This is a genomic window from Emticicia agri, assembly GCF_004168285.1.
GTDB lineage: Bacteria > Bacteroidota > Bacteroidia > Cytophagales > Spirosomataceae > Emticicia > Emticicia agri.
Genome location: NZ_SEWF01000009.1, coordinates 169,258 through 190,897, shown reverse-complemented (window position 1 = coordinate 190,897; position 21,640 = coordinate 169,258). Strand labels below are relative to the sequence as shown.

General features: G+C 38.1%; 24 protein-coding genes. 11 read left to right on the top strand and 13 right to left on the bottom strand.

The window, feature by feature from the left end:
• The first annotated feature begins 409 nt into the window (after window positions 1–409).
• A complete protein-coding gene (locus EWM59_RS08545; RefSeq protein ID WP_229239317.1) occupies window positions 410–1,507 on the top strand; it encodes an AAA family ATPase in 1,098 nt (365 codons plus the stop codon).
• Window positions 1,508–1,727: 220 nt separating this feature from the next.
• On the top strand, window positions 1,728–2,678 hold the full coding sequence (locus tag EWM59_RS08540) for a DUF6371 domain-containing protein (protein WP_130020539.1): 951 nt from the start codon (window positions 1,728–1,730) through the stop codon (window positions 2,676–2,678).
• Window positions 2,679–2,906: 228 nt separating this feature from the next.
• Here EWM59_RS08540 and EWM59_RS08535 read toward each other — a convergent pair whose 3' ends face one another.
• The 4 genes from EWM59_RS08535 to EWM59_RS08520 all read right to left on the bottom strand — a co-directional run bounded on the left by EWM59_RS08535 (window position 2,907) and on the right by EWM59_RS08520 (window position 8,225).
• Window positions 2,907–3,821, bottom strand: coding sequence for a DUF6607 family protein (locus tag EWM59_RS08535; RefSeq protein WP_130020538.1), 915 nt, complete (start codon window positions 3,819–3,821; stop codon window positions 2,907–2,909).
• Window positions 3,822–3,967: 146 nt separating this feature from the next.
• Entirely contained in the window at window positions 3,968–4,672 is a 705-nt protein-coding gene (locus EWM59_RS08530; protein ID WP_130020537.1) for a nickel transport complex, NikM subunit,transmembrane, read from the bottom strand.
• Between the two features lie 29 nt (window positions 4,673–4,701).
• Window positions 4,702–5,877, bottom strand: coding sequence for a PepSY-associated TM helix domain-containing protein (locus tag EWM59_RS08525; protein ID WP_130020536.1), 1,176 nt, complete (start codon window positions 5,875–5,877; stop codon window positions 4,702–4,704).
• Between the two features lie 5 nt (window positions 5,878–5,882).
• Window positions 5,883–8,225, bottom strand: a complete 2,343-nt coding sequence (locus EWM59_RS08520; RefSeq protein WP_130020535.1) for a TonB-dependent receptor — start codon at window positions 8,223–8,225, stop codon at window positions 5,883–5,885.
• Window positions 8,226–8,453: 228 nt separating this feature from the next.
• On the opposite strand from EWM59_RS08520, the gene EWM59_RS08515 reads away from it, so the two are divergent.
• The 4 genes from EWM59_RS08515 (at window position 8,454) to EWM59_RS08500 (ending at window position 11,320) form a co-directional block, all read left to right on the top strand.
• Complete coding sequence (locus EWM59_RS08515) at window positions 8,454–8,921, top strand: Fur family transcriptional regulator (protein ID WP_130020534.1); 468 nt, start codon at window positions 8,454–8,456, stop codon at window positions 8,919–8,921.
• Between the two features lie 112 nt (window positions 8,922–9,033).
• On the top strand, window positions 9,034–9,234 hold the full coding sequence (locus EWM59_RS08510; RefSeq protein WP_130020533.1) for a hypothetical protein: 201 nt from the start codon (window positions 9,034–9,036) through the stop codon (window positions 9,232–9,234).
• Window positions 9,227–9,553: a DUF6686 family protein gene (locus tag EWM59_RS08505; RefSeq protein ID WP_130020532.1), complete on the top strand. Its 327-nt coding sequence runs from the start codon at window positions 9,227–9,229 to the stop codon at window positions 9,551–9,553. Before EWM59_RS08510 ends, EWM59_RS08505 begins: the two co-directional genes overlap by 8 nt.
• A gap of 249 nt (window positions 9,554–9,802) precedes the next feature.
• Complete coding sequence (locus EWM59_RS08500) at window positions 9,803–11,320, top strand: 3-coathanger stack domain-containing protein (RefSeq protein WP_130020531.1); 1,518 nt, start codon at window positions 9,803–9,805, stop codon at window positions 11,318–11,320.
• A 69-nt stretch (window positions 11,321–11,389) separates the two neighbouring features.
• On the opposite strand, the gene EWM59_RS08495 is transcribed toward EWM59_RS08500, so the two are convergent.
• Both EWM59_RS08495 and EWM59_RS08490 read right to left on the bottom strand, forming a co-directional pair.
• Window positions 11,390–11,947, bottom strand: coding sequence for a 50S ribosomal protein L25 (locus EWM59_RS08495; protein ID WP_130020530.1), 558 nt, complete (start codon window positions 11,945–11,947; stop codon window positions 11,390–11,392).
• 46 nt (window positions 11,948–11,993) lie between these two features.
• Complete coding sequence (locus EWM59_RS08490) at window positions 11,994–12,944, bottom strand: ribose-phosphate pyrophosphokinase (protein ID WP_130020529.1); 951 nt, start codon at window positions 12,942–12,944, stop codon at window positions 11,994–11,996.
• Window positions 12,945–13,072: 128 nt separating this feature from the next.
• On the opposite strand from EWM59_RS08490, the gene EWM59_RS08485 reads away from it, so the two are divergent.
• The 3 genes from EWM59_RS08485 to EWM59_RS08475 all read left to right on the top strand — a co-directional run bounded on the left by EWM59_RS08485 (window position 13,073) and on the right by EWM59_RS08475 (window position 15,416).
• Window positions 13,073–13,462 (top strand): hypothetical protein, encoded by a 390-nt coding sequence (locus EWM59_RS08485; protein ID WP_130020528.1) that lies wholly within the window; start codon window positions 13,073–13,075, stop codon window positions 13,460–13,462.
• 230 nt (window positions 13,463–13,692) lie between these two features.
• Window positions 13,693–14,211: an RNA polymerase sigma factor gene (locus EWM59_RS08480; protein ID WP_130020527.1), complete on the top strand. Its 519-nt coding sequence runs from the start codon at window positions 13,693–13,695 to the stop codon at window positions 14,209–14,211.
• A 2-nt stretch (window positions 14,212–14,213) separates the two neighbouring features.
• Entirely contained in the window at window positions 14,214–15,416 is a 1,203-nt protein-coding gene (locus tag EWM59_RS08475) for a hypothetical protein (protein WP_130020526.1), read from the top strand.
• Here the strand turns inward: EWM59_RS08475 and EWM59_RS08470 are convergent.
• From EWM59_RS08470 to EWM59_RS08450, 5 genes are all read right to left on the bottom strand, one after another.
• Window positions 15,394–16,104, bottom strand: coding sequence for a pirin family protein (locus tag EWM59_RS08470; RefSeq protein ID WP_130020525.1), 711 nt, complete (start codon window positions 16,102–16,104; stop codon window positions 15,394–15,396). The genes EWM59_RS08475 and EWM59_RS08470 overlap by 23 nt on opposite strands.
• 4 nt (window positions 16,105–16,108) lie before the next feature.
• Window positions 16,109–16,624 (bottom strand): hypothetical protein, encoded by a 516-nt coding sequence (locus EWM59_RS08465; RefSeq protein ID WP_130020524.1) that lies wholly within the window; start codon window positions 16,622–16,624, stop codon window positions 16,109–16,111.
• Window positions 16,625–16,653: 29 nt separating this feature from the next.
• On the bottom strand, window positions 16,654–17,373 hold the full coding sequence (locus EWM59_RS08460; RefSeq protein WP_130020523.1) for a dioxygenase family protein: 720 nt from the start codon (window positions 17,371–17,373) through the stop codon (window positions 16,654–16,656).
• A 103-nt stretch (window positions 17,374–17,476) separates the two neighbouring features.
• Window positions 17,477–18,178 (bottom strand): LytR/AlgR family response regulator transcription factor, encoded by a 702-nt coding sequence (locus EWM59_RS08455; RefSeq protein ID WP_130020522.1) that lies wholly within the window; start codon window positions 18,176–18,178, stop codon window positions 17,477–17,479.
• 1 nt (window position 18,179) lies between these two features.
• Window positions 18,180–19,289, bottom strand: a complete 1,110-nt coding sequence (locus EWM59_RS08450; protein ID WP_165372144.1) for a sensor histidine kinase — start codon at window positions 19,287–19,289, stop codon at window positions 18,180–18,182.
• 257 nt (window positions 19,290–19,546) lie between these two features.
• On the opposite strand from EWM59_RS08450, the gene EWM59_RS08445 reads away from it, so the two are divergent.
• Window positions 19,547–19,735, top strand: a complete 189-nt coding sequence (locus EWM59_RS08445; protein WP_130020520.1) for a T9SS type A sorting domain-containing protein — start codon at window positions 19,547–19,549, stop codon at window positions 19,733–19,735.
• Between the two features lie 105 nt (window positions 19,736–19,840).
• Here EWM59_RS08445 and EWM59_RS08440 read toward each other — a convergent pair whose 3' ends face one another.
• Window positions 19,841–20,722 carry a bifunctional 5,10-methylenetetrahydrofolate dehydrogenase/5,10-methenyltetrahydrofolate cyclohydrolase gene (locus EWM59_RS08440; RefSeq protein ID WP_130020519.1) on the bottom strand — a complete coding sequence of 294 codons (882 nt, stop codon included), beginning with the start codon at window positions 20,720–20,722 and terminating at the stop codon, window positions 19,841–19,843.
• Between the two features lie 98 nt (window positions 20,723–20,820).
• The gene (locus EWM59_RS08435; protein WP_130020518.1) at window positions 20,821–21,327 is read right to left on the bottom strand and encodes a uridine kinase family protein; all 507 of its coding nucleotides are present in this window, start codon (window positions 21,325–21,327) and stop codon (window positions 20,821–20,823) included.
• A 102-nt stretch (window positions 21,328–21,429) separates the two neighbouring features.
• Here EWM59_RS08435 and EWM59_RS27595 point away from each other — a divergent pair, with 102 nt between their 5' ends.
• The gene (locus EWM59_RS27595) at window positions 21,430–21,597 is read left to right on the top strand and encodes a hypothetical protein (RefSeq protein WP_165372142.1); all 168 of its coding nucleotides are present in this window, start codon (window positions 21,430–21,432) and stop codon (window positions 21,595–21,597) included.
• Window positions 21,598–21,640: the final 43 nt, after the last annotated feature.

The window sequence follows — 21,640 nt, the reverse complement described above, 5'->3', positions numbered from 1 at the left end:
AATTTTAACAATTCACAGACCAATGGAGACGCCTGCAAGTCGTCTCTACGAAATGGTATTTTTATTATTTGTGAATATTTTAATGATAGAATTTTAGAGACTATTCCGTCTCTACACAGGCAATAATCCCCCTCCAAAACCTCCATAATTGTTGAAAACATTTTCCCTCATTTTATGGAACTATTCAGCCCTAAATTGCCTTTACCCATTATAGACCATGCTGTGGGTCTCAACTGTTTTCTTCCTAACATTCATTACGAATTAGTCATTTAAAAACGCTCTTGTAAGCGCTCATTGTCCCTAAAAAATACAATTAAAAAGGCTTTGGCCTTTAAAAGACATTACAGCCGTCTGCCATGCAGCTATCTGTGATAAGAATGTTCAATTTTATTTTTTTACTTAAATCCACATGACAATTAAAATGGAGGAAGAAGCAAGACCGGACACAACCCCGGTAAATGAGGTACAGGTGAAATCTGAAATCACCTTGGCCATGATTCAGGCAGAGGCAAAGGCCACGCTTGATGCACTCGAATCGAGTGCCGGAACCACCACCGGACTACTCAAACACAACACCGCCAACTACTGGATTGACAAGGCTAAAAAACAGCCGCGTCCACGGTATTTATTCGATGAGTTCTGGATTGAAGGTGAGATTTGTATTTTGTATGCTGATACCAATGTGGGCAAGTCGATTTTAGCTGTGCAGATTGGCGACAGCATTAGCAAGGGCATGGCTACTGACGGATTCAGGATGACGGCAGAGAAACAAAAGATTTTGTATTTCGATTTTGAGCTATCAGAAAAACAATTTGAAGAGCGTTATTCTGTTGATTTTCAGGAACATTATCAGTTCGATGATAATTTTATCCGGGTTGAAATAGACCCCGATGCAAGGATTCCTGATAACCAGACTTTTGAAGATTTTCTGGCTGATTCGATAGAAAAACTCATTAGTGATTCAGGTATTAAAATCCTGATTATTGATAACCTGACGTATCTGCGGAATGAAACCGAAAAGGCAGCCAGTGCCGCCCCGTTGATGCAACACCTCAATAACCTGAAAAAACGATACGGGTTGTCGTTATTGATACTGGCGCATACACCCAAGCGAGACCCTACCAGACCCATCACCCGAAATGATGCACAGGGAAGCAGCAGGCTGATGCAATTTACTGATGCGGCTTTTGCCATTGGACAAAGCCAGAAAGACAAGAATCTGCGCTATCTTAAACAGGTGAAAATACGGATTGCCCGGTTAGCCTATGATGGCGAAAATGTGGCTATTTGCCAGATAAACAAACCCAGTAATTTTGTAAGATTTGAATTGCTGGCATTTGAGCGGGAAAAAGACCATTTAAAGGAGATTACCGACCAAGACCGTGAACAGCGGATAGCAGATGCTTTAACCTTAAAAAAACAGGGGTTAAGCAATTGCCAGATTGCCAGTCAATTAGGTGTTACGGAAGGCTCTGTGAGAAAATGGCTAAAAAAACACAGTAATTAACCACAACACCTCGTACCAATCGTACAGGTCGTACTTAATGTTATTTACTTTGGTACGTACGAACGAATCAGGCTCAAGCAGCGATGTTTTTATCTTTTTTACTCCTATATATATTCTGATACTTATATATAGTCAGCGATAAGTAGATTAGATAGACACTCGTTCGTACGTACTAAAGTAAGTACGACCTGTACGATTGGTACGGATTTCACACAACCCAATGAATCATTTCAGATATACCTTAGAACCTTACAAGGGCATGAAAACACGCCATACCTGCCCCGGTTGCCAACACAAAAAGTGTTTTACACGTTACATTGAAACCCAAACAGGCGAGTATCTCGACTACCACGTAGGCCGATGCAGCCGTGAGGTGAAATGCGGGTATCATTATACACCCAAAGATTATTTTCAGGACAATCCCCGAGTGGATACTCCCCGAGTGGATACTCCCCGAGTGGATACTCCTAAATTATCTGTTTGCACCTTGCCTCCAAAGCCCCCTGTTGTCTCATTCATTCCGCAGGATATTTTTATGGCAAGCCTGAAACAGTATGAAAATAATCACCTGATTAGCTTTCTGACCAATCATTTTGGCAAGGTTATCACGCTTGCACTCATGGTGCGGTATTTTGTCGGTACCTCAAAGCATTGGCCGGGTGCTACGGTTTTCTGGCAGATAGACCTACTCGGCGGTATCCGAACAGGTAAAATTATGCTCTATAACCCTGCCAACGGCAAGCGGGTAAAAGAACCCTACAAGCACATCAACTGGGTGCATAGTGTATTAGGGCTTAAAGATTTCCATCTGGAACAATGCCTTTTCGGAGAACATCTGTTAAGTGTATCAGATGCGCCGGTTGCCCTTGTGGAGAGTGAAAAAACAGCCTTGATTGCAAGCGTATATCTACCGCAGTTTATCTGGCTGGCCGTAGGTAGCCTCAGTAATCTGACAGCCAACAAGTGTAAAGTCTTAAAGGGCAGAAAAGTAGTGCTTTTCCCCGACCTGAATGCCTACGACAAATGGATAGCCAAAGCCCGTGAACTACCCCCGTCTATCAAGGTAAGAGTTTCAGATTTTCTTGAACAACACGCCACCCCCGAAGACCGTGCCAAAGGTCTTGACATAGCCGATTATCTGATTTTGGTGGAGGGAATAATTAACAAATAATTATTCCGATTTGTAGAGACGTATTGCAATACGTCTCCAAAGGTCTGTGAATATCAACAAATATTTTATGAGGTTCAAAATCTACCTTCCAAAATAAATTCAATTGATTGGACAGACCCATGAGACGTATTGCAATACGTCTCTACAAATTGCAACTAATTCAATCAAAAAAACCTCTCATGAACACACGAGAGGCTTTCTAACAATCAGATATATCAGGAAGAACCATTAGTTCTTTCCTATCACTTCATCATTATATACTACAAATTGATTTAATACTTCTTTGATTTTTTTACGATTGGTTACTGAATCGTTTTTCTCTTTTTCGATAGCCGTGAAATATTCGCTCAACATTTTACTTCTCACAAATTGTTTGATAGTAATGTTTTTGTGCTGGTCAAATACCTGCGCCCATTCAGCACGCACATCAGCCCAGAAAGGAGCGTGTTCTGCCCACCATTTTTTGGTTACTTCACAAGCCTTCTCATCGCTTAGTTTTTTATAATCATTGATACCTTTTTCTTGTACAATCAATAAATCAGTACCCTCTTTTCTCAGGATTTTGTCGTTATCCTGCTCGTGTAAATAACCTGCATCTGTTACATAGATTCTGTTACCACGTTTCAATACGTTATAGTCTTTTCTTTTGGTGTACTCACGACGTGGAAGCGGAGCATCTACTTTGCTTTCCCATAGGTGTTTACCATTGGCGTGCGACCATTGGGCAAAGCCTTCATAACGTGGCGCATCGTCTACTTCATACACTTTTTGTGTCCAGCCTTTTTTCACAGCACCTTTTTCAAACTGGCTGTATTTCCAAACACCTTCTTTGTAGAAACTCAACAAATTCGGGTCTTCATAAGTCCAGTCTTCACGCCAGTGTTTTACCACCATTGTATCACCAATAGCTAACAAGTGCTGAATCACAATTTTGTCTTTCGATTCTTCTACCACAAATACATATTCAGTTCCTTTGGCGTGGTATTGGTCTTTGAGTTTATACTCTTTATTTGGTGTGAAAGTTTCGGCATAGTCAAACTTTACTTCATGACAGCCGCATTGTCCTTTAATAGCAGTAATATCTGCCGATTTCTGCGCAAATGCACCAAAGCTGGCCAATAAGAGAATAACTGTTTTTTTCATTTCTGTATTAATTTTTGATATTGATTTATGGATATTGAGTGATTGAGGGAATTGTCGAATGTCGAACGGTTCGCCGTTACGATGCAGATTGTCGAATTTAATTAATTTTTTCAATCGACAATCCGAAATCGAAAATCGACAATAATTTACTTCACCTCAATAGTAGTTTCAGTATGATAACGGATTGACTCATAAGGTTTATCTTTATAAGTTCCTGGTGTTTTATCAATCCATTCGGCTTCTATCAGATAAATACCTTTCACATTAGGCACAAAAGACGTACGGCCTCTTTCGCTGGTAACTTTTACTTTCTCCCATCCATCAGGGCTGATAATGGTTAGTTTTGCTTTATCAGCCGGGACATTGTTTTTAAAAGCGTTCAGATTAATTCCGTTGTCAGATTCAGTAGCGATAATATCCAAATAATTATTTGGTTTAGTCGCAGCAGTAGCTTTGCCAACCATATAGTTGGTACGTAGGTACTGCATGGGTCTTACAATACCTAAGTTATGTTTTGCCCAATCCTGCACTTCTCGGGTTTCGTTTACACCCAACACCTGATAATTCCCTTCGGTTTTAGGGGTGAATGTTCCTTCCCAATGAGTTTCGGTTTGCACAGTCGGCACATCCGTACGGTTACCGGCTTCGTCAACTACAAAGATTTTTATTTCATTCATTTTATCTAAAAACTTGCCTTTCATTCTTCCCTGGTTGTTGTATTCACCATAGAAAATCTGAATTTTGGCAGGCTCCCCTACTTTACCTGAGCCTTTTACTTCAAGCCAGTAGCCATGTGCTTCCGACAAAAAAGGCATCAGCATTAAGGCTAATAAGATGATTGTATTTTTCATAAAGTGTATTGTTAAAAGTGTATTTGCGACTAAGAGTATTTAGGTCTGAAAACCTGTGAATTGGAAGTAGCAGGCTTGGCAACTACTCTGGCTCTTTTCTTTCTCCTGCCCCACCAGATATAAACCCCCGTAATGGGCAATGAAGCGGCTATCAGACTGGCAAAAAAGGCTAATAGCTTACCTGCAAAACCAAAGATGGCCCCAACATGAATATCATAATTCATGCGCATAATTTTATCGGCAGTCGATAAGTCTGTCAAACGGCCATAAGTGCTGGTTACCGATACTTCTTTTAAAGTATATTGGTCAAAGTAGCGATAATCATGTTTCCAGTACACATCTGTATCGGTAGTAGTAGCTGTTACAATGGTTGATTTGTCTGTTTCAGGCGGATGAACCTCAATCGTTTTAGCACCCGGTGTTTCGGCAATCATCTTTTTCCAGATTAAGTCAATAGCAGGTGTCTTATCTGCGATTAAACTGGCCGATGGTTTACCTGATTCAGGTTCATAATAAATCTTCTCTTCCTTTCCACCCGAAAGTGTATAGTAATACGCTTTTGAGAACCATTGAAAACCCCATACCAACCCTGTTACGGCAATAATAATAACTACCCAGGTCATATAGAAGCCTAAAACATTGTGCAGGTCATAATTCACTCTACGCCATTGGGCATTCCACTTAATAGAGAATCTTTGTTTGGCAGCCGCTTTGTTTTTAGGCCACCAGAGTATTAATCCGCTAATCATCAGGAATACAAAAATCAGCGTAGCAGACGCTACCACAGGCTGACCGATTTTGTCAGGCAACCAGAGATAAAAATGTCCGTCAAGAATAAAGCGGAAGAAATCTTCATCCATATTCTTGGCTTTCAGTACCTCTCCGGTATAAGGATTTACATAAACCAGGTAATAATAGGTAGGTTCGTAATGATAGATGGTTGCTATGGCAGCTCTGCCCGGTCTTTCGTAAGTAACACTATGAACAACCTTGTTGGGTACTGCTTTTTCAACAATAGATTGAATGGTTGAAGGGGGTAACATCGGCTTGTTCTGAACCTCTACATAGCGATAAGACTGAACTAAGTCCTGAATTTCGACCTGAAAGGCATAGATGCACCCGGTAATACTTACAATAAATACCACCAGCCCGGATGCAAGGCCGAGCCAGAGGTGTATTTTACCAATAATCTTTTTAAAAGTCATTCCTCTTAAAATTTGTAATTAACTGATAGACGTAAATTTCTTTTGGCTTCTGTCTGGTAGTAAAAGAACTGGCTCCACTCATAATAACCACCCATGTATAAGTAGGCATTGGTCAGGTTATTCACATTAAGGGCTACTGCAAATTTGTTAGCCTGGTAAGAAACAGCCCCATCCATTCTGAAATAATTTGGTAAACCTTGTTTAGTACCATCAAACACATACCACGACGAACGACCTGCCTGATACTGACCTCCTAACGAGATACCAAAGCCTTGTAAAGCGCCATTGGTTGCTTTGTAGCTCAACCACGCATTAGCCACGTTTTTAGAAGTCCCCGGTATCTGTACACCTACTTTTTTCTCGTCGGTATCTTTGGTTACTTTACCATCAGTATAAGCGTAGTTCAAGGTTAAATCTAACCCATGAATGATTTGTCCACGTAAGTCAAACTCAATACCTTTTACCTGTGTTTGTCCTAACTGAATTGAAAAGAACTGGTTGTTAGGGTCGCTTGTGAGTACATTATTTTTAGTAATGTTGTAAGCAGAAACCGAAGTTGACCAAAGCCCACCTAACCATTCACGTTTAATACCAATCTCTTTGTTATCACCAGTAATAGGGTCAAATGCTTTACCTTTAGCATCGGCTCCTGCCTGTGGCACAAATGCCTGGTCGAATACGGCATATACACTCGTATTTTTGTTGATTGAGTAACTTAAACCTACACGTGGAGTAAATTTCTCAGCTTTAACAAAGCCAGAATAAGGGTCACTGTTCTGTGCTGTGGTGAAACGTCCGGCAAGAGTCAGTCTTAGTTTATCCTGCATGAAACGTAATTCGTCTTGTGCATAAAGAGCAGCATAACTTTGTGCATAATACACACCTCTCTGGCGTAGGCTCAGGCTACGGTCATATTCAGGAAATGCCGAAGAAGGAACAGTACCATAAACAGGGTTGTAGATATTGAAGCCGTTAGGGCCAGAGAAACCACCACCCTGATTCCAGTCATGGTAGAAATCTTTTTGTCCCATATCAAGACCTGCTAAAATACGGTGGTTAACAAAACCTGTTTTAGCATCACCATTGACGAAGAACTGACCAACTTTGGTAATGCCCATTACGTCCCAGATAGAAGCACCTCTGTAAAGTGTATCGCCATTGGCAGAGAAACCTGATGGCCATAACGATTGACCTTGCTGACTGTATTTCATATAAGCCAATTGTCCGGTCAGTTTCCAGTTGGTATTAAGGCTATGCGCTAATGTCAGGAAGAAAGTATTATCGTTGATATTCGATGGGTCCATGTTAGGCTCGGCCGTAGTAAAGTTTACGGGTAAATCGCCCATACCTTTTTTAGAGAACGCATAATTTGAACCAATCACCGACATCTGGTTAAACTGATAAGTGTATTCGGCAGTTAATGAAGTATTAGGCGTAAACTGGAATTTCACTACAGGTGCTACCGAAATTCTGTTATTGAATTCATAATCACGGTGAGAGCCTTTGGTTTGACCCATCAGGTTCAGGCGATACAATATTTTACCATCTTGTGTCAGTTTACCATCAAAATCAAGGGTCGAACGGTAAGTGTTAAAACTACCTACGGTCATGGTTGCCTCACCTTTGGTTAAGCCTGTAGGTTTTTTGGTTACAATGTTATAAAAGCCACTTGGTTCGCCATTGGCCAACATAAATCCTGCCGGACCTTTCACAAACTCAATACGCTCTACCATGCTCATGTCTTCAACCAAAGGCCCCCAGGTAGATTGTACGTTCATTCCATTTCTGAAACCTGCAATCTGTGAACCTCTCATATTGATTTGTGCATAAATATCCCAGTGTTCTACACGGGTAGCACCACTTACATTTCGGGTAACACCTTCCAGCATATCAAATATCTGTTGGTCCTGAATCACCTGTTTGGTAATCACCTGAATATTTTGTGGAACTTCCAACAGTGGCGTTTTCAGACGAAGAGAGATAGATGGGTAGTCAGTAACATATTTACTTGGGTTAGCTACTACAGCCACTTCCTGCAACTGATTGGCACTTACCTCCATTTCAAAATCAAGGGTTACTGTTTCATCTCCACTGATAGTAAATTTTTTATTTTCTGCTTTTAATCCTACAAAACTTGCCTGTGCTGTATAATCTCCTGGTTTTAAGTTAGCAATCTGATAATTTCCGTCAATGTCGGCGGTTACTCCTTTATTGGTTCCTTTAATAATTACATTGACAAATTCGGCTGGTTTGCCATCGTTAGTGGTAATCTTGCCTTTCAGGGTACCGTTTTGGGCAAACACCCATAGGCTGCTCATGCCTAATAGTACTGTAAAAATCGACTTCATTGTAAGGTGTTTTGGTTTACTCATTATTCAAAAAAATTTCTCGTGGTTTGATTGTGCTGCAAATGTATATGTTATTTAGACTAATTAAAAATAAAATGGGAAAATTATTTGGATTAATTCTAAATAAGCCTTTACCTTTGTACCACACTACCGGAAACAAGTTGGGTTAAAGCCGGATTCAAATAAAAAAACAGACCCCTGCATAGGGAATTTCTGGAAGGAGGTATAATGAAAGATATACATTACGAAAAAGCAGTGGCTAAGTTTCTGATTTTCCTGGAGGAAAAAGGGCTACGAAAAACCACTGAACGTATGATGATGCTTGAAGAGATTTATTCTCGACATGACCATTTTGATGCAGAAGACCTCTACAAAACTATGGTTGATAAAAAGCAGTATGTGAGCCGGGCTACTATCTATAATAACCTTGAAGTATTGCTTGAATGTGGATTGATACGGAAAAATCAGTTTGGCAATAATGTAACCAAATATGAAAAAGCTGCCAATTTTCGTCAACACGACCACCTGATTTGTCTTGATTGCCAACAGGTAAAAGAGTTTTGCGACCCTCGTTTACAACAGATTCAGAAAATGATTGGCGAAATGATGAAGTTTGAAATTACTCAACACGATTTATTATTATATGGCCATTGTGAGAAAGCAGATTGTGAGAACAAGAAGGTTTTAAACAATTGAGTGAATGAGTGATTGAGTGATTATAGTTTAAAATCCAAACTTAATTATGATAAAATATCAACTTTTGTTTTAATAAAATATTTACTCAATCACCCATTCACTCAATCACTCAATGGAAAAATCCCACACATCAACCGAAAAACAGTCATTAATGACTCAGGCAATGGAAATTATAGAAAGCATGAGTAACCAGCGGATTTTCCTGATAGGCAAACCCATGACCAACCTGTTTAATCACCTGATTTGCGGCTATACTGATGAAAACTATTCTGAATTATTAAAAAAGAAAATCAACAACGAAAAAAATGACTAATCACAAACTAATGATTCTCGCTTCATGTGCGTACGGATACATAGGTAAATGCCAATGTTGTGAAAAGTTCAATCTGGTTTTCAATAACCAGCTATTCATTTTTTCAGAAGATGATTTAAGACAATTCAGAAGAATGGTTGACGATGAAACCACCATTTTTGATGCTGGTGATTTATGTTGTAATGGCCGCACGATGGGTATGCGTACACCCATGAACAATTTTTATCTGATGTTTACGCCAAAAGAATTAGCGCATTTCAGAAATATGCTTGACGATACATTTGTGATGATAGAAGTCAATAAAGTATTGCAGTATTGACCTACAATCCACACAGTAAAATTTTATATTTAAGTCGTAAATAACTGTCGTAGTAAGCAATCTTGTCACCGCCTTGTGTGGCAAGATTTTTTTTGACACAAATATACCCAACACCTGTTAAAAAAGTATCAGAATAAGCCATTCAATAAATAATATAGAATTAATCTAAATTATAGTAGGCTTACCCATAACTTTGACCAATCTAAAAGCCGGTTGCTGTGCTTTAGACTAACACCAACGCTCAACTCCATGAAAATACTCTTACACTTAATTTCCTTATCTCTCCTTTCAGCTAATTGTCTTGCTCAACATCCGCAGATAGAATGGACAAAAACCTATGGCGGAAGTTTTTATGATAAAGCAGTATCAGTGGTGGAGACCCATGACGGGGGCTATTTTATCGGAGGTCATTCACAGTCTGATAACTTTGATTTAGCCAATCATTACGGTTTTTTTGATGGATGGGTCATAAAACTTGACCGTCATGGAGAATTACAATGGAAAACCTCATTGGGCGGTAGTGGTGAAGATTATATTAATTCGGTCATAGAAACCTTTGACAACAAATTTATAGTAGTTGGCCACAGTAATTCATTAAATTATGATATTACCGAAAATTATGGGCATAATGATTACTGGATTGTAAAATTTACTGAAGATGGTACTATTGAATGGAAAAAAAGTATAGGCGGCGAAAGTAACGAATATGCTTTCTCGATTTGCAAAGCCGATAATGATACCTACCTGATTGCTGGTTACTCTGAATCAAATGATACACTTGTTGTAGGAAATAGTGGTTTGTTTGATGCCTGGTTAATAAAGATTGATGGCGCAGGTAATATGCTATGGCAAAAGTCTCATGGGGGTTCTAAAAACGATCATGCCCATCAGGTAATAAAAACACGTGATAACGGTTTTATTTTTGTCGGCTATTCAAGTTCAGAAGATTTACCCGGACTTACCAACAAAGGTGGGCTTGATTTCTGGGTAGTAAAACTGAATAAAGATGGCATAATTCAATGGCAGAATACCTTTGGAGGGACCTTGGATGAGTATGCAAAATCGGTCATTCAGTGCAGTGACGGCAGTTATGTAATTGCCGGAGAAACTTACTCGCATGACTATGATGCCATTGAAAATCATTCAAATTACGATAACCCTAATAACAGAGATTACCTGATTGTAAAAATTGATAGTCTGGGGCAAAAAATCTGGAGTCGTTGCTATGGTGGCGTAAAAAATGAATATGCACGTTCGGTGCTGCAAATGGTAGATGGTGAATACCTCGTAGTTGGAGAATCTTATTCGGCCAATGGTGAAGGCGACCCTGTGGACAATCATGGCAGTGCCGACTTCTGGGTAATCAAACTAAATCCGGTTAACGGAGATATGCGTTGGCATAAGACCTATGGCGGTAGCGGACACGACGAACCCAATTGTATGGTAAGTACTTTTGATAACGGGTATCTGATAGTAGGTAATACTGCCTCACCTGCTAATGGTGATGTGCCAGGCTGGCATGGAGATGATGATTTCTGGATATTAAAACTCAGCAATAACGAATGTCAGTCTGAAATGACTCTGACTAAAGATATTCCGAGTGGTAATTATAATTATTCGGCATCAGAGGCCATTCATTACAACGGACAAGTATTAAATCAAAATTCTATTATAAAAATGCAGGCTGGCAAAAGTATTATGCTCATGAACGGATTCCAGACGCATACCGGAGCAACTTTTGAAGCAAAAATGGGCAATTGCAATTAGTGTGGCAAAAAAAAATAACGGGTTGTTGCCAACCCGTTAACTATCTATTAGCTTGAATGTGCAATGCTTTTACTGACGCAAAGAACGTGGAATAGTGATAACTGCTACAGGATTGCTTGCAGAGTCTAAAACTTTTACGCCTTCGATTTCTGCAATAGCCGAAACCTTGATAGATTTACCTAAATCCAGGTCTTTGATATCTACATTTACATAATCAGGAATATTTTTAGCAGGTCCTTGCAAACGTAGTTTTTGCATTTTCTGTACTAATTTACCCCCTTTCTTTTGTCCTTCTGACGGACCATGTAATTTAATTGGAACAGCTACTTTAATCACTTTATCCTCTGTGATTTCTAAGAAATCAGCATGGATAATCTGGTCATTTGTCGGATGGTATTGTGAATCCTGCAAAATACCAGTATAAATTTTACCTTCAATATTAAGTGTTACTTCATACACATCAGGAGTAAAAAGCAAATCACGGAACAAATAAGCCGGAGCGTAAAACGATACCTGATCTGTACCACCATACAATACACACGGAACCATTCCCTGCCCACGTAATTCCTGTGAAGCCTGGCGTCCGAGATTCGCTCTGTTATACCCTACAATCTCAGTTTTTTTCATTTTTGTAAAAATTTAATAATGAATCTCGGTTAAGACAGATACTCCATCAAAAACCCAAATTCTGTTGATAATTTATAAATAAAGTGCTAATAGACCCGTTATCTCTGATTCTTCCGATAGCCTTGCCAAATAACTCGGCTACTGATAATACCTTAATTTTAGGATTATCATATTTTAAAGGAATGGTATCAGTTACAATTAATTCTTCTAATACAGAATTAGAAATGTTTTCATGTGCTTTACCTGAAAGTACACCATGTGTACAAAAAGCCCTTACCGACTTCGCTCCTTTCGATAGAATCAGTTCTGCTGCCTTACATATAGTGCCCCCCGTATCAATCAGGTCATCAACCAGAATCACATCGGCACCCTCTACCTCTCCAATCAATTGCATAGACGCAATTTCGTTAGCTTTTTTACGGTGTTTGTCACAAATCACAATATCTGCATCAAAATACGAAGCAAACTTACGACAACGAGATACCCCACCAACGTCAGGAGAAGCAAACTTGAGGTTTTCAAGTTTCTGGGTTTTCAGATAAGGCACAAAAACAGAAGTACCCTCCAGATGGTCAACAGGAATATCAAAGAAACCCTGAATCTGGCCCGCATGCAAGTCCATTGTCATTACTCTGTCGGCTCCTGCGGCTGTAAGCATATTGGCAATCAGTTTGGCCGTAATACCTACTCTTGGTTTATCTTTACGGTCTTGTCTGGCATATCCGAAATAAGGAATAACTGCACAAACATAGTGAGCTGAGGCACGTCTGGCGGCGTCAATCATCATCAACAGCTCCATGATATTATCACTTGGTGGAAAAGTTGACTGAACCAGAAAAACATCGCACCCTCTTACTGACTCATCAAAACTTACTGAAATTTCGCTATCAGCAAAGTGATTGATGCTTACACCACCTAAGTCTTTGCCATAATAATCAGCAACCCGACTTGCTAAATACTTTGATGTAGTACCTGAAAAAATCTTAACTTCTGCCATTTTTTTTATACCTCAAAAAAAGATGCGCAAAGGTACGCTTTTTGCTTAAAAAAACATATACCCTTTTGTAATATTTTCTGGTTTTTGTATAGATTTGCAATATTCATGGATTAATACTGTAACCAACCATGACAAGTAAACGCCTAAAGCTGATGCAACTGTCGCTACTGGACGAAGTTCCGGAACTCAACAAAGTTTTTTTTCTCGATGTTTTTGCTGAGTCATATTATGATACCAGTAAAAAACGTATGCGACTGAGTACAATTAATGGTCAGCAGGTACCCTGCGACATAAAGGTGAGTTGCCCCTCTAAATTGGTAGCTTGCTACCCCGAGGGAACCATTTTTAAATTAGATGCAAGACTTGTACGAAAAGGCGAAGGCAAAAACCCTTATTTTATTGCCATTAACCGCAATAACCTGCAAAGGGCATTAGAGTTTTTTGATTATAACCTGAAAGTACAGAATGGCTTTGATTATGTTTTTCAAAAAAAAGCAGGAGCATTGGCCAGACCTTGACTTTCAGTTAAAATATACCGTAAATAATTAGCTTCTTCAGGGTATGAATCGGTATGAGTCTGCCCCATTTTTAAGGAAATTAATTATTTTACACAGCGTTTTGACTGGTTATTTACGTCTTAGAAAAAATAGTTTCACTATTCAATCGTAAATTTCCCGTGATAACACAAACAGCAGAAATTTACTTAAAAACCTTAACAAGAAAAAAGCTATTGACCTCAAATAGTTTGATGGAGGTTGTCGCAGACTGCCTGAAAGGCAATGAAAAAGCCATGAAAATGTTTTATGAGCATTTTTATGGGTTTGCTTTATCTACTTGTATGAGTTACTGTGAAAACAGAGACGATGCTTTGGAAATCATGAACGATGGTTTTCTGAAAGTATTCAGAAACCTCAACAAAATAGATAATATAGAAAGTATAAAACCGTGGCTTCGGAGAATTATGATTAACGGGGCCATAGACCATTATAGAAAAAATATTCATAAACAATCAGCAGAATTAAACGAGAATATTGCTGAACCCAATTATGGAGACGAATCTGTTTACGCTAAGCTCTCCTCTGAAGACATTATGCAGGCTATCCAAAGTTTACCAACCAACTATCGGGTAGTTTTCAGTCTGTACGCTATTGAAGGGTACTCTCACAAGGAAATTGCACAGATGTTAAATATTGCAGAAAGTACTTCAAGGGCAAATCTGTCCTTAGCAAATGGATTACTTCGTCAAAAATTAACAAAAAGATTGTAGTCATGTCAGAAGAAGAAAAATTTCACCGGATTATCAGGGAAAAACTAAACCATTTCCAACCTGAACATTCGCCAGATGACTGGAATAAGATGAAACGTAAAATTATGATTGATAATTTATTACGTTTTTCTATTCCAAGTGCCGTTGTTTTAATTTTAGGCTTGAGTTATTATTGGTTTGCAGGTTCTGACCCGCTTCCAATCAAATCTGAAGTGATTGCACAGAAAATCACGCCTACCGAAATAAAACCTAAACAAGAAGAAAGCATAGATGATAAGACGTTTACTAAAATAGAATTACCCAAAGAAAAAAAATCAGTTCCTGCACCAGTAGTTGTTAAAACCACCACACCAACAGAGCCTTTAAAGCCAGCCGAGAGTGCTGAAACTACCCCATTAACTAATTTTAAAGTCAATAAATTGGCCTCAAGAAAAGTTGCAGCACCTGCTGAAAAACACACTGACCTTGTTGACACAGAAATTCGTTTCCTTAATTCTTCTGCAGTTTCGATGAGTGATAAAATTATGAGAGTGCGTGAATTAGGAAAGACCTACGAACTGACATCTTATGAAGCACTTGACCGGAACGCAGATAAGTGGAAAAACATTGTGATTGTCTGCGATATGACATCAAGTATGTTTCCTTACACAACCCAGGTTTTTGACTGGATGATGGAAAATGTGGATAACAACAGTATCAAAGGTATTATATTCTTTACCGATTGTGATAGCTTAGGCAATGAAACCAGAGGGAAACTACCGGGTAAAATGTTTATGGTAAAGAAAAAAGATGAATTGCTGTTATGGGATACTATGTTTGCGGCCATTAGTAATACCGAAAACAATAAAAATAAAGCTGAAAATAATATTGAAGCTTTGCTATTTGCTCAAAAGAATTTCCCTGAAATTGATGATATTGTAATGATTGCAGACAACAGCAGTCCTGTAAAGGATATGAGAAATCTGTCGAAATTGAAGAAAAAAACGCATATCATTCTCTGTGGTGAAACCTATGAGAAAAATTTAGCCTTTCAGTCAGATTATGTGCAGATAGCTAAAAAGACTGATGGCAGTATTCATACGCTTGAAGACGACATTGTGAACCCTGCCAATATTAAAGAAATGACCGTTATACGGGTAGGAAAAATCTATTTCAGATTCCAGAAAGGCAAATTCTATACAACTAAAATGATATTCCGTCCTTAGTTGTTACCTCAGTTATTAATATAATGGCATCGTTCGACAGTGCTTCAAATTCTATTTGCAGGGCTTCGTTATTTTCATTCCACAAGGCTATACTATCTCTTGATTCAAGCAATCTGTTCTGAAACTCAAATGCCCCTTCTATTACCAATCCGAAAACACCCTTATTGGTACCGTCAATACTCAAAACTCCCTCTTCCCTACCCTCAAACTTCCCGATATAGCAATAGTCTCCAATAGCAGTTAACCGATTTTTATTTGTATCTATATCGAATGTGATAAGTTCATTAGATTGTTCTTTATCAATTTGTTCCCTCTCAAACCACACTTGCAAAAAATTCACTAATTCATCTTTAAAAGGATTCAAAATCTGGTAGTATTCCTCCATTTTCAATCTTAAAATGAATGCCTGTCCGGCTTCTAAGACTTGGCTTTTATCATGGTTATCTTTTACCTCAATACAACCCACCAATGGAATGATGATTAACTCCATATACTTATCCACGTTTGTGATAATCGAATTACCTGCTGCTAACGTGTCATCATTACAGGCAATCAGATTCCCGAATGGTGTTCGGGTTTTATCAAAGTAAGTCCCATGATTAAAAGTATGGAAACTTCTGAAGGTTTTACGATTGGTAACACCTCTTAAATGTGATAAATAAATCTGTCCTTCAGTTTGGGTAAGCATGGTGTTAAATATTTTGAAAAGAAGAAATACTTAAAAATGGTTGTAAAGCTATTAAATCCGTTGAAATTTCTTTTCCTGATTCTAATGCTTCTGTCTCGTTACCATAAGCTACCAATAGTTGATGGTCTATGGTATCAATCCAGATTATAGGTTCGCTGTAAAAATAAATAACTATCCTATGTTCTTCTTTTCGTTGAATATGCGACTGAACAATTTCGAATCTGAAATTGGTAAAAGGCATGCACAACTGCTGATGCGCATTGGTAATATCAGGCATAAGATTGTTTAATTGCCTGATATAATTAATAGCAGCCGTACTTACCAGATAGTGTAGTTTGTCGACAGCAGGAACATTCGCTATCAACTCCTGAAAAGTCTGATACTGTTCTTCCTGATTATAGAATTGCGATTGCATAAAAAACTCCATATAAGTATCCTCAAAAACATTTCTTTCCCATGTTTTTTGTGCATGCACATCTATAATCTTTTGATAACACAAGCGAATGATTCCTTTTGCCATTGTTCAGCTATCTATCTATTAAAACTCAATTAACCGTTTACAACTATGGTATGGGTCAGTACATAACCTGCTGAGGCACTTCCTGTTAAGGTTGACATTTCAGTTGATGTACCATCGCTGAATACATTATCTCTGGCATTAGTAGTATCGGCCTGTCCATGACTGGCATAAACGCCTTGTGCATACACCACTTTGCTCACATCTTCAGGAAACGCAATTTGCGTTACCAGCAAAGATTTACCACTGCTATTATACACATGGACATGAATATGTGTAGCCCTACCCGAATACCAACCCGGATATATACTGGTAAACGTTACTAAACCATTGGCATCAGTGGTTTGTCTCCCACGAAGAAAATGAACATTGGTATAATTGGTACTCTGCATACCTGTACCACCATATTCAGAATAATTTCCGGCAGCATCACAATGCCAGATGTCAACTAAAGCACCTGATAAAGCCGCGCAACTATTGTTTTTGTTCTGGATGGTTATTTTTACGGTAAGTTTTGTTCCTGTTCTGTCAGAGGCAATATCATTCGTAACCAGCGAACCCGGTGTTTTAGTCGGGAATGGTCCTTCAGTTTCAGTAGCAGTAGTAGTACATGACCCGGTAGTGGTTGAACCTGTATTAGTGCCAGTGGTGCCGGTTGTATCAGGGGTTACATCAGTTTCTTTGCAAGCCGCAAATAATGGGATAATGGCTAATGAGCCTAAGCCCTTTTTCAAAAAATCTTTTCTGTCCATAGTGTTCTTTTTCGTTTAATACTCTATAGACGCTGAAAAGAAAAATAAAATTGCGCTAAAATCTGATGTATCGGTCAATGCAAAGTATGTATCGGTAAACTGATTATTTTTTCTGCCAATCATCTACAAACTGCTGGTAGGTATTACTAATGGGCAGTTCGATACCCGAAGTAAGCTGAACATTTTTCTTTAAGACTGATTGAATTTTAGCGTGAGCCACAATATAGCTCCGATGAATACGACTGAACTGCCCCAAAGGTAATTGTTCCAAAATGCCTTTTAAAGACATCAGCGTAAGTATAGGATGGGCTAATCCGGTTACATGAATCTTGATATAATCTTCTAATCCTTCAATGTATTCAATAGCATTGAGGTCGATTTTAATCATTCTGTATTCAGCCCTAACAAATATGTGCTCAGGTGTTTCAGTAGGCTGATTATTTTTAAAGCTATAATAGTCGATTGCCTTTTTTACCGCTTTACTAAATCGCTCAAAGTCGATAGGTTTTAATAGATAATCAATTGCATCGAGGTTAAAGCCTTCAAGCGCAAATTTCCGGTGCGCAGTGGCAAAAATAACCATAGGCTTTTTTTCTAAAGACTCAACCAGTTCGAGCCCTGTTATATCAGGCATATTAATATCTATAAACAGTAAATCAATCTGATTATTTTTCAGAAACTCCTTTCCTGCTATTCCATCATCAAAAGCCTGAATAAGTTTCAGTTCAGGAAATCGTGAAATATATTCCTTCATTAACTCCAGCGCCAGCGGTTCATCATCAATCACAACACATCTGAGTTTCATTTTAATCTTCAATAATTAGTTCAACGAAATAAAAATCTGAATCCTCATTTATGACCAGTGAGTGTCTGTTTTTATATAAATGTGTTAATCTCTGACGGGTATTAGTCAGACCAATTCCTGTTCGCTCTATTTTTCTTGAAGTAGCAAATAATGTATTCTTACAAACAAACCTGATGGTATTTGCTACTACTTCAATCCTGATTTCAATAACAGCATTTTCATGGTTACTGATGCCATGCTTAAAAGCATTTTCAACAAAAGTCATCAATATTAAGGGTGAAATCTGTTTTGTGTCTGTATTACCGCTTACTTCAAAAATTACTTCTGTTTTTTTGCTTAATCTTAGTTTTTGCAGGTCAATATAATTGCTGATACATTCTATTTCACTTTGTAGTGGTACAAAATCTTCTGATACTTCGTCGGTTACATAACGCATTATTTGCGACAGTTTCATGATACTTACTGCCGTGTTTTTATTATTAGTTACGGCAAGCGAATAAATATTGTTGAGTGTATTGAACAAAAAATGCGGATTAATCTGTGCTTTCAGGAACGATAATTCGGCATTGGCTTTATCTGCCTCTGCCCGCACTGCCCTTTGTTCTGAATCACGCCATCGCTCACTAATTTTTAAGGCCATACCTAATGCCCATATCAACCCAAACAAAAATATACTGATTACATCAATTTGGTTACGCTCCTGCCTGGGTTCTCGCTCAAAATCACGGGGAGGCTCTCTACGTAGTTCTTTAAAATCCTGAGGTCTTTCTCCCGGTGGTGGAGGTTCACAAAAAGATGGCGTTGGCTTATCTACCTGACTTGGTCTGTTCCGTTCAAAAACCAACCTGTCAAAAGGCTTTACAATGGCAATACCCATTAATAGACAAAGAATAATTCCGAAGTAAAAAAGGTATTTTTTGGTAAAAAAGAGTTTAGGAATAAGCCAACCCGTATTGAGATAAAAAAGCGAAATATAAATCAGAAAAAAGACCCAGAAATTAGGTCGAAGGAAAATCTCGGAAGCGCTCCGGTTTTCTGATAAAAATAAAGAAGTGAGACTGAAAACTATGAGCCAGCCTACCAGATGCGCAATCAGGGAAAAATTTTTCAATTGAACCATCGCTAAAGATACTCATCATTCCACCATTTTTAATGATTTATCGGTTATCTGAAAGAATATATCGGTGTTTGCATGAAATAAGTTATCTCTTTTCTTAAAACATATCGGCTACTAAATAGTTATCATTTAAAATCCACGGAATGAAAATTTGCCACCTGATTAAACCCATGCAACATTTTTTAATCAAATGTTCGTCTATAAGATGACACGGCAAAATTTTTGCTTTTCCTTTTCTTACTAATATTAAAATGACGATAATTATGAAGACCACTGCATTTCTCAAAGATTCACAAGGAAGAGTCATTCAAAAACAAAATCTTCAGAATGGAAGCCAACAGGAATTTGATATAGAGAAACTTAAAGACGGCGTTTATTTTGTAGAATTACAAATGGCAAAAGGTAAATCTATTACTCATCAATTCTTTATCAATCATTAAACAGCTATAAAAAGATAGAGGCCTTACTCCGGTAAAGCCTCTATTATTATTTTATAGCCTTCGTTATTGCTTGGCAAATAGTTTCTGGCATTGCTACCCTTTCTATTATTGATAAATCTCTTTTCTGGCAGAAAGTAAGGTATTGTACATCAAAGCAGCTACGGTCATTAACCCTACTCCGCCGGGCACAGGCGTTATAAAACTGCTTTTAGGTGCTACTTCATCAAATTTCACATCACCTTTTAAGGCAAATCCGCTCTTTTTTGTTTCATCAACGATTCGTGTTAAACCAACATCAATTACTACCGCTCCCTCTTTTACCATATCAGCCGTAATAAATTCAGGCTTACCCAAAGCAGCAATCAGAATATCAGCCTGACGTGTAATTTCAGCTAAATTTTGTGTACGACTATGTACCAACGAAACCGTGCAGTTGCCCGGATAAGTATTTCTTTGCATGAGTATGCTCATAGGTAAGCCTACAATCTGGCTTCTGCCCACAACCACACAATGCTTACCCGCAGTTTCTATATTATACCTCTTAATAAGCTCTAACACTCCAAATGGTGTAGCCGAAATATAGGCAGGTAACCCTTTAGCCATTCTTCCGATATTGATTGGATGAAACCCATCTACGTCTTTTCTTGGCTCTATTGATTCGATTACCTTTTCGACATTGATTTGTGGAGGAAGCGGCAATTGAACAATAAAGCCATCAATATCATCATCTTCATTTAATTGCTGAATAACTTCTAATAATTCCTCTTCCGTAATACTGTCGTCTCTACGTATAAGGGTAGATTTAAAGCCTATTTCTTCGCAGGATCTGATTTTACTTGCCACATACGTTTCACTTGAACCATTGCTTCCTACTAATATTGCTGCCAGATGCGGAATTTTGCCGCCTTCGGCTATTTGCTTCTCTACTTCTATTTTTAGTTCTTGTTTGACCTGAGCCGAAATTAATTTTCCGTCTATAAGATTCATTGAGCTGATTTTTAATGAGAGTGCAAAGGTCTGTTAAATCATACAAATTCAAAAGTTAAACTTCGAAAAAATGCTTTTAGAGCAGCCATTCCAACATTTTATTTATCCAGGTATTTAATTACTTTTTCCATATCAAATTCATCTTCTCCACTTATGGTCATTATATTTTTTAATTCTGCCGATGGTCTGCCATACTTCTGAAACGAATGCCAAATATGGTCTATAAACCAGGTTGGCTCATACCCCCATCTGGTATCCATTGATTTTCTGATTAAAAAAGTTCTTTTCGAGATTTTCACAAATAGTTTTTTATCAAAAAGCCCGGTGGCAGATTCATCATAAAAAGCAAATAATCCTTCGGCAATTACTACATCAAATTTTTCCCTGAAAAGAATCAGCACCTCTTTAAACAACTCAAAATCAATAGAATGTGGCGACTCCCAATCGGTGCGGTTTTTTATTTTAGGAATCTGTGTTTCGGGGTAAACAAAATCGTCCTGATGGAAAATAATAGCCTTTTTTCCGTTTTTGCGGAAATAGGTTACCAAAAGATTAGCTAAGGTACTTTTGCCAGACCGACTGACACCTCCGATTGCAATAAGCATGATATAAATATTATTCTGTAAAAATGTAAATTTTAGATAAAAGAAATAAATAAAATTTTATTTTTGGATAAATTTCAATTTTATACCCTAACCTACCTATACATGGATAAAAACAAACTTACTGTCTATGCCAGCTATGTGGCTATTGCCTGTGGCATTATCATTCTTACCATTAGTCTTTTTTTCCCGGGAGTAACAACTTTTAAAATCGCTATGGGTCTTCTGTTTATAGTAGTGGGTATGATAGGTCTGAGATGGTTCCGGCGGTAGTTATCTAATGAGTCTGTGACTAAAAAATATGTTTAAAACAAAA

Bases quoted from the DNA above. Each gene is read 5' to 3' on its own strand.
- EWM59_RS08520 (WP_130020535.1), bottom strand. From the start codon at position 8,225: ATGAAGTCGATTTTTACAGTACTATTAGGCATGAGCAGCCTATGGGTG.
- EWM59_RS08500 (WP_130020531.1), top strand. From the start codon at position 9,803: ATGAAAATACTCTTACACTTAATTTCCTTATCTCTCCTTTCAGCTAAT.
- EWM59_RS08460 (WP_130020523.1), bottom strand. From the start codon at position 17,373: ATGGACAGAAAAGATTTTTTGAAAAAGGGCTTAGGCTCATTAGCCATT.
- EWM59_RS08475 (WP_130020526.1), top strand. From the start codon at position 14,214: ATGTCAGAAGAAGAAAAATTTCACCGGATTATCAGGGAAAAACTAAAC.
- EWM59_RS08485 (WP_130020528.1), top strand. From the start codon at position 13,073: ATGACAAGTAAACGCCTAAAGCTGATGCAACTGTCGCTACTGGACGAA.
- EWM59_RS08455 (WP_130020522.1), bottom strand. From the start codon at position 18,178: ATGAAACTCAGATGTGTTGTGATTGATGATGAACCGCTGGCGCTGGAG.
- EWM59_RS08540 (WP_130020539.1), top strand. From the start codon at position 1,728: ATGAATCATTTCAGATATACCTTAGAACCTTACAAGGGCATGAAAACA.
- EWM59_RS08465 (WP_130020524.1), bottom strand. From the start codon at position 16,624: ATGGCAAAAGGAATCATTCGCTTGTGTTATCAAAAGATTATAGATGTG.
- EWM59_RS08435 (WP_130020518.1), bottom strand. From the start codon at position 21,327: ATGCTTATTGCAATCGGAGGTGTCAGTCGGTCTGGCAAAAGTACCTTA.
- EWM59_RS08530 (WP_130020537.1), bottom strand. From the start codon at position 4,672: ATGAAAAATACAATCATCTTATTAGCCTTAATGCTGATGCCTTTTTTG.
- EWM59_RS08440 (WP_130020519.1), bottom strand. From the start codon at position 20,722: ATGAATCTTATAGACGGAAAATTAATTTCGGCTCAGGTCAAACAAGAA.
- EWM59_RS08535 (WP_130020538.1), bottom strand. From the start codon at position 3,821: ATGAAAAAAACAGTTATTCTCTTATTGGCCAGCTTTGGTGCATTTGCG.
- EWM59_RS08515 (WP_130020534.1), top strand. From the start codon at position 8,454: ATGAAAGATATACATTACGAAAAAGCAGTGGCTAAGTTTCTGATTTTC.
- EWM59_RS08470 (WP_130020525.1), bottom strand. From the start codon at position 16,104: ATGCTTACCCAAACTGAAGGACAGATTTATTTATCACATTTAAGAGGT.
- EWM59_RS08480 (WP_130020527.1), top strand. From the start codon at position 13,693: ATGGAGGTTGTCGCAGACTGCCTGAAAGGCAATGAAAAAGCCATGAAA.
- EWM59_RS08490 (WP_130020529.1), bottom strand. From the start codon at position 12,944: ATGGCAGAAGTTAAGATTTTTTCAGGTACTACATCAAAGTATTTAGCA.
- EWM59_RS08510 (WP_130020533.1), top strand. From the start codon at position 9,034: ATGGAAAAATCCCACACATCAACCGAAAAACAGTCATTAATGACTCAG.
- EWM59_RS08525 (WP_130020536.1), bottom strand. From the start codon at position 5,877: ATGACTTTTAAAAAGATTATTGGTAAAATACACCTCTGGCTCGGCCTT.
- EWM59_RS08445 (WP_130020520.1), top strand. From the start codon at position 19,547: ATGACGATAATTATGAAGACCACTGCATTTCTCAAAGATTCACAAGGA.
- EWM59_RS08545 (WP_229239317.1), top strand. From the start codon at position 410: ATGACAATTAAAATGGAGGAAGAAGCAAGACCGGACACAACCCCGGTA.
- EWM59_RS27595 (WP_165372142.1), top strand. From the start codon at position 21,430: ATGGATAAAAACAAACTTACTGTCTATGCCAGCTATGTGGCTATTGCC.
- EWM59_RS08495 (WP_130020530.1), bottom strand. From the start codon at position 11,947: ATGAAAAAAACTGAGATTGTAGGGTATAACAGAGCGAATCTCGGACGC.
- EWM59_RS08505 (WP_130020532.1), top strand. From the start codon at position 9,227: ATGACTAATCACAAACTAATGATTCTCGCTTCATGTGCGTACGGATAC.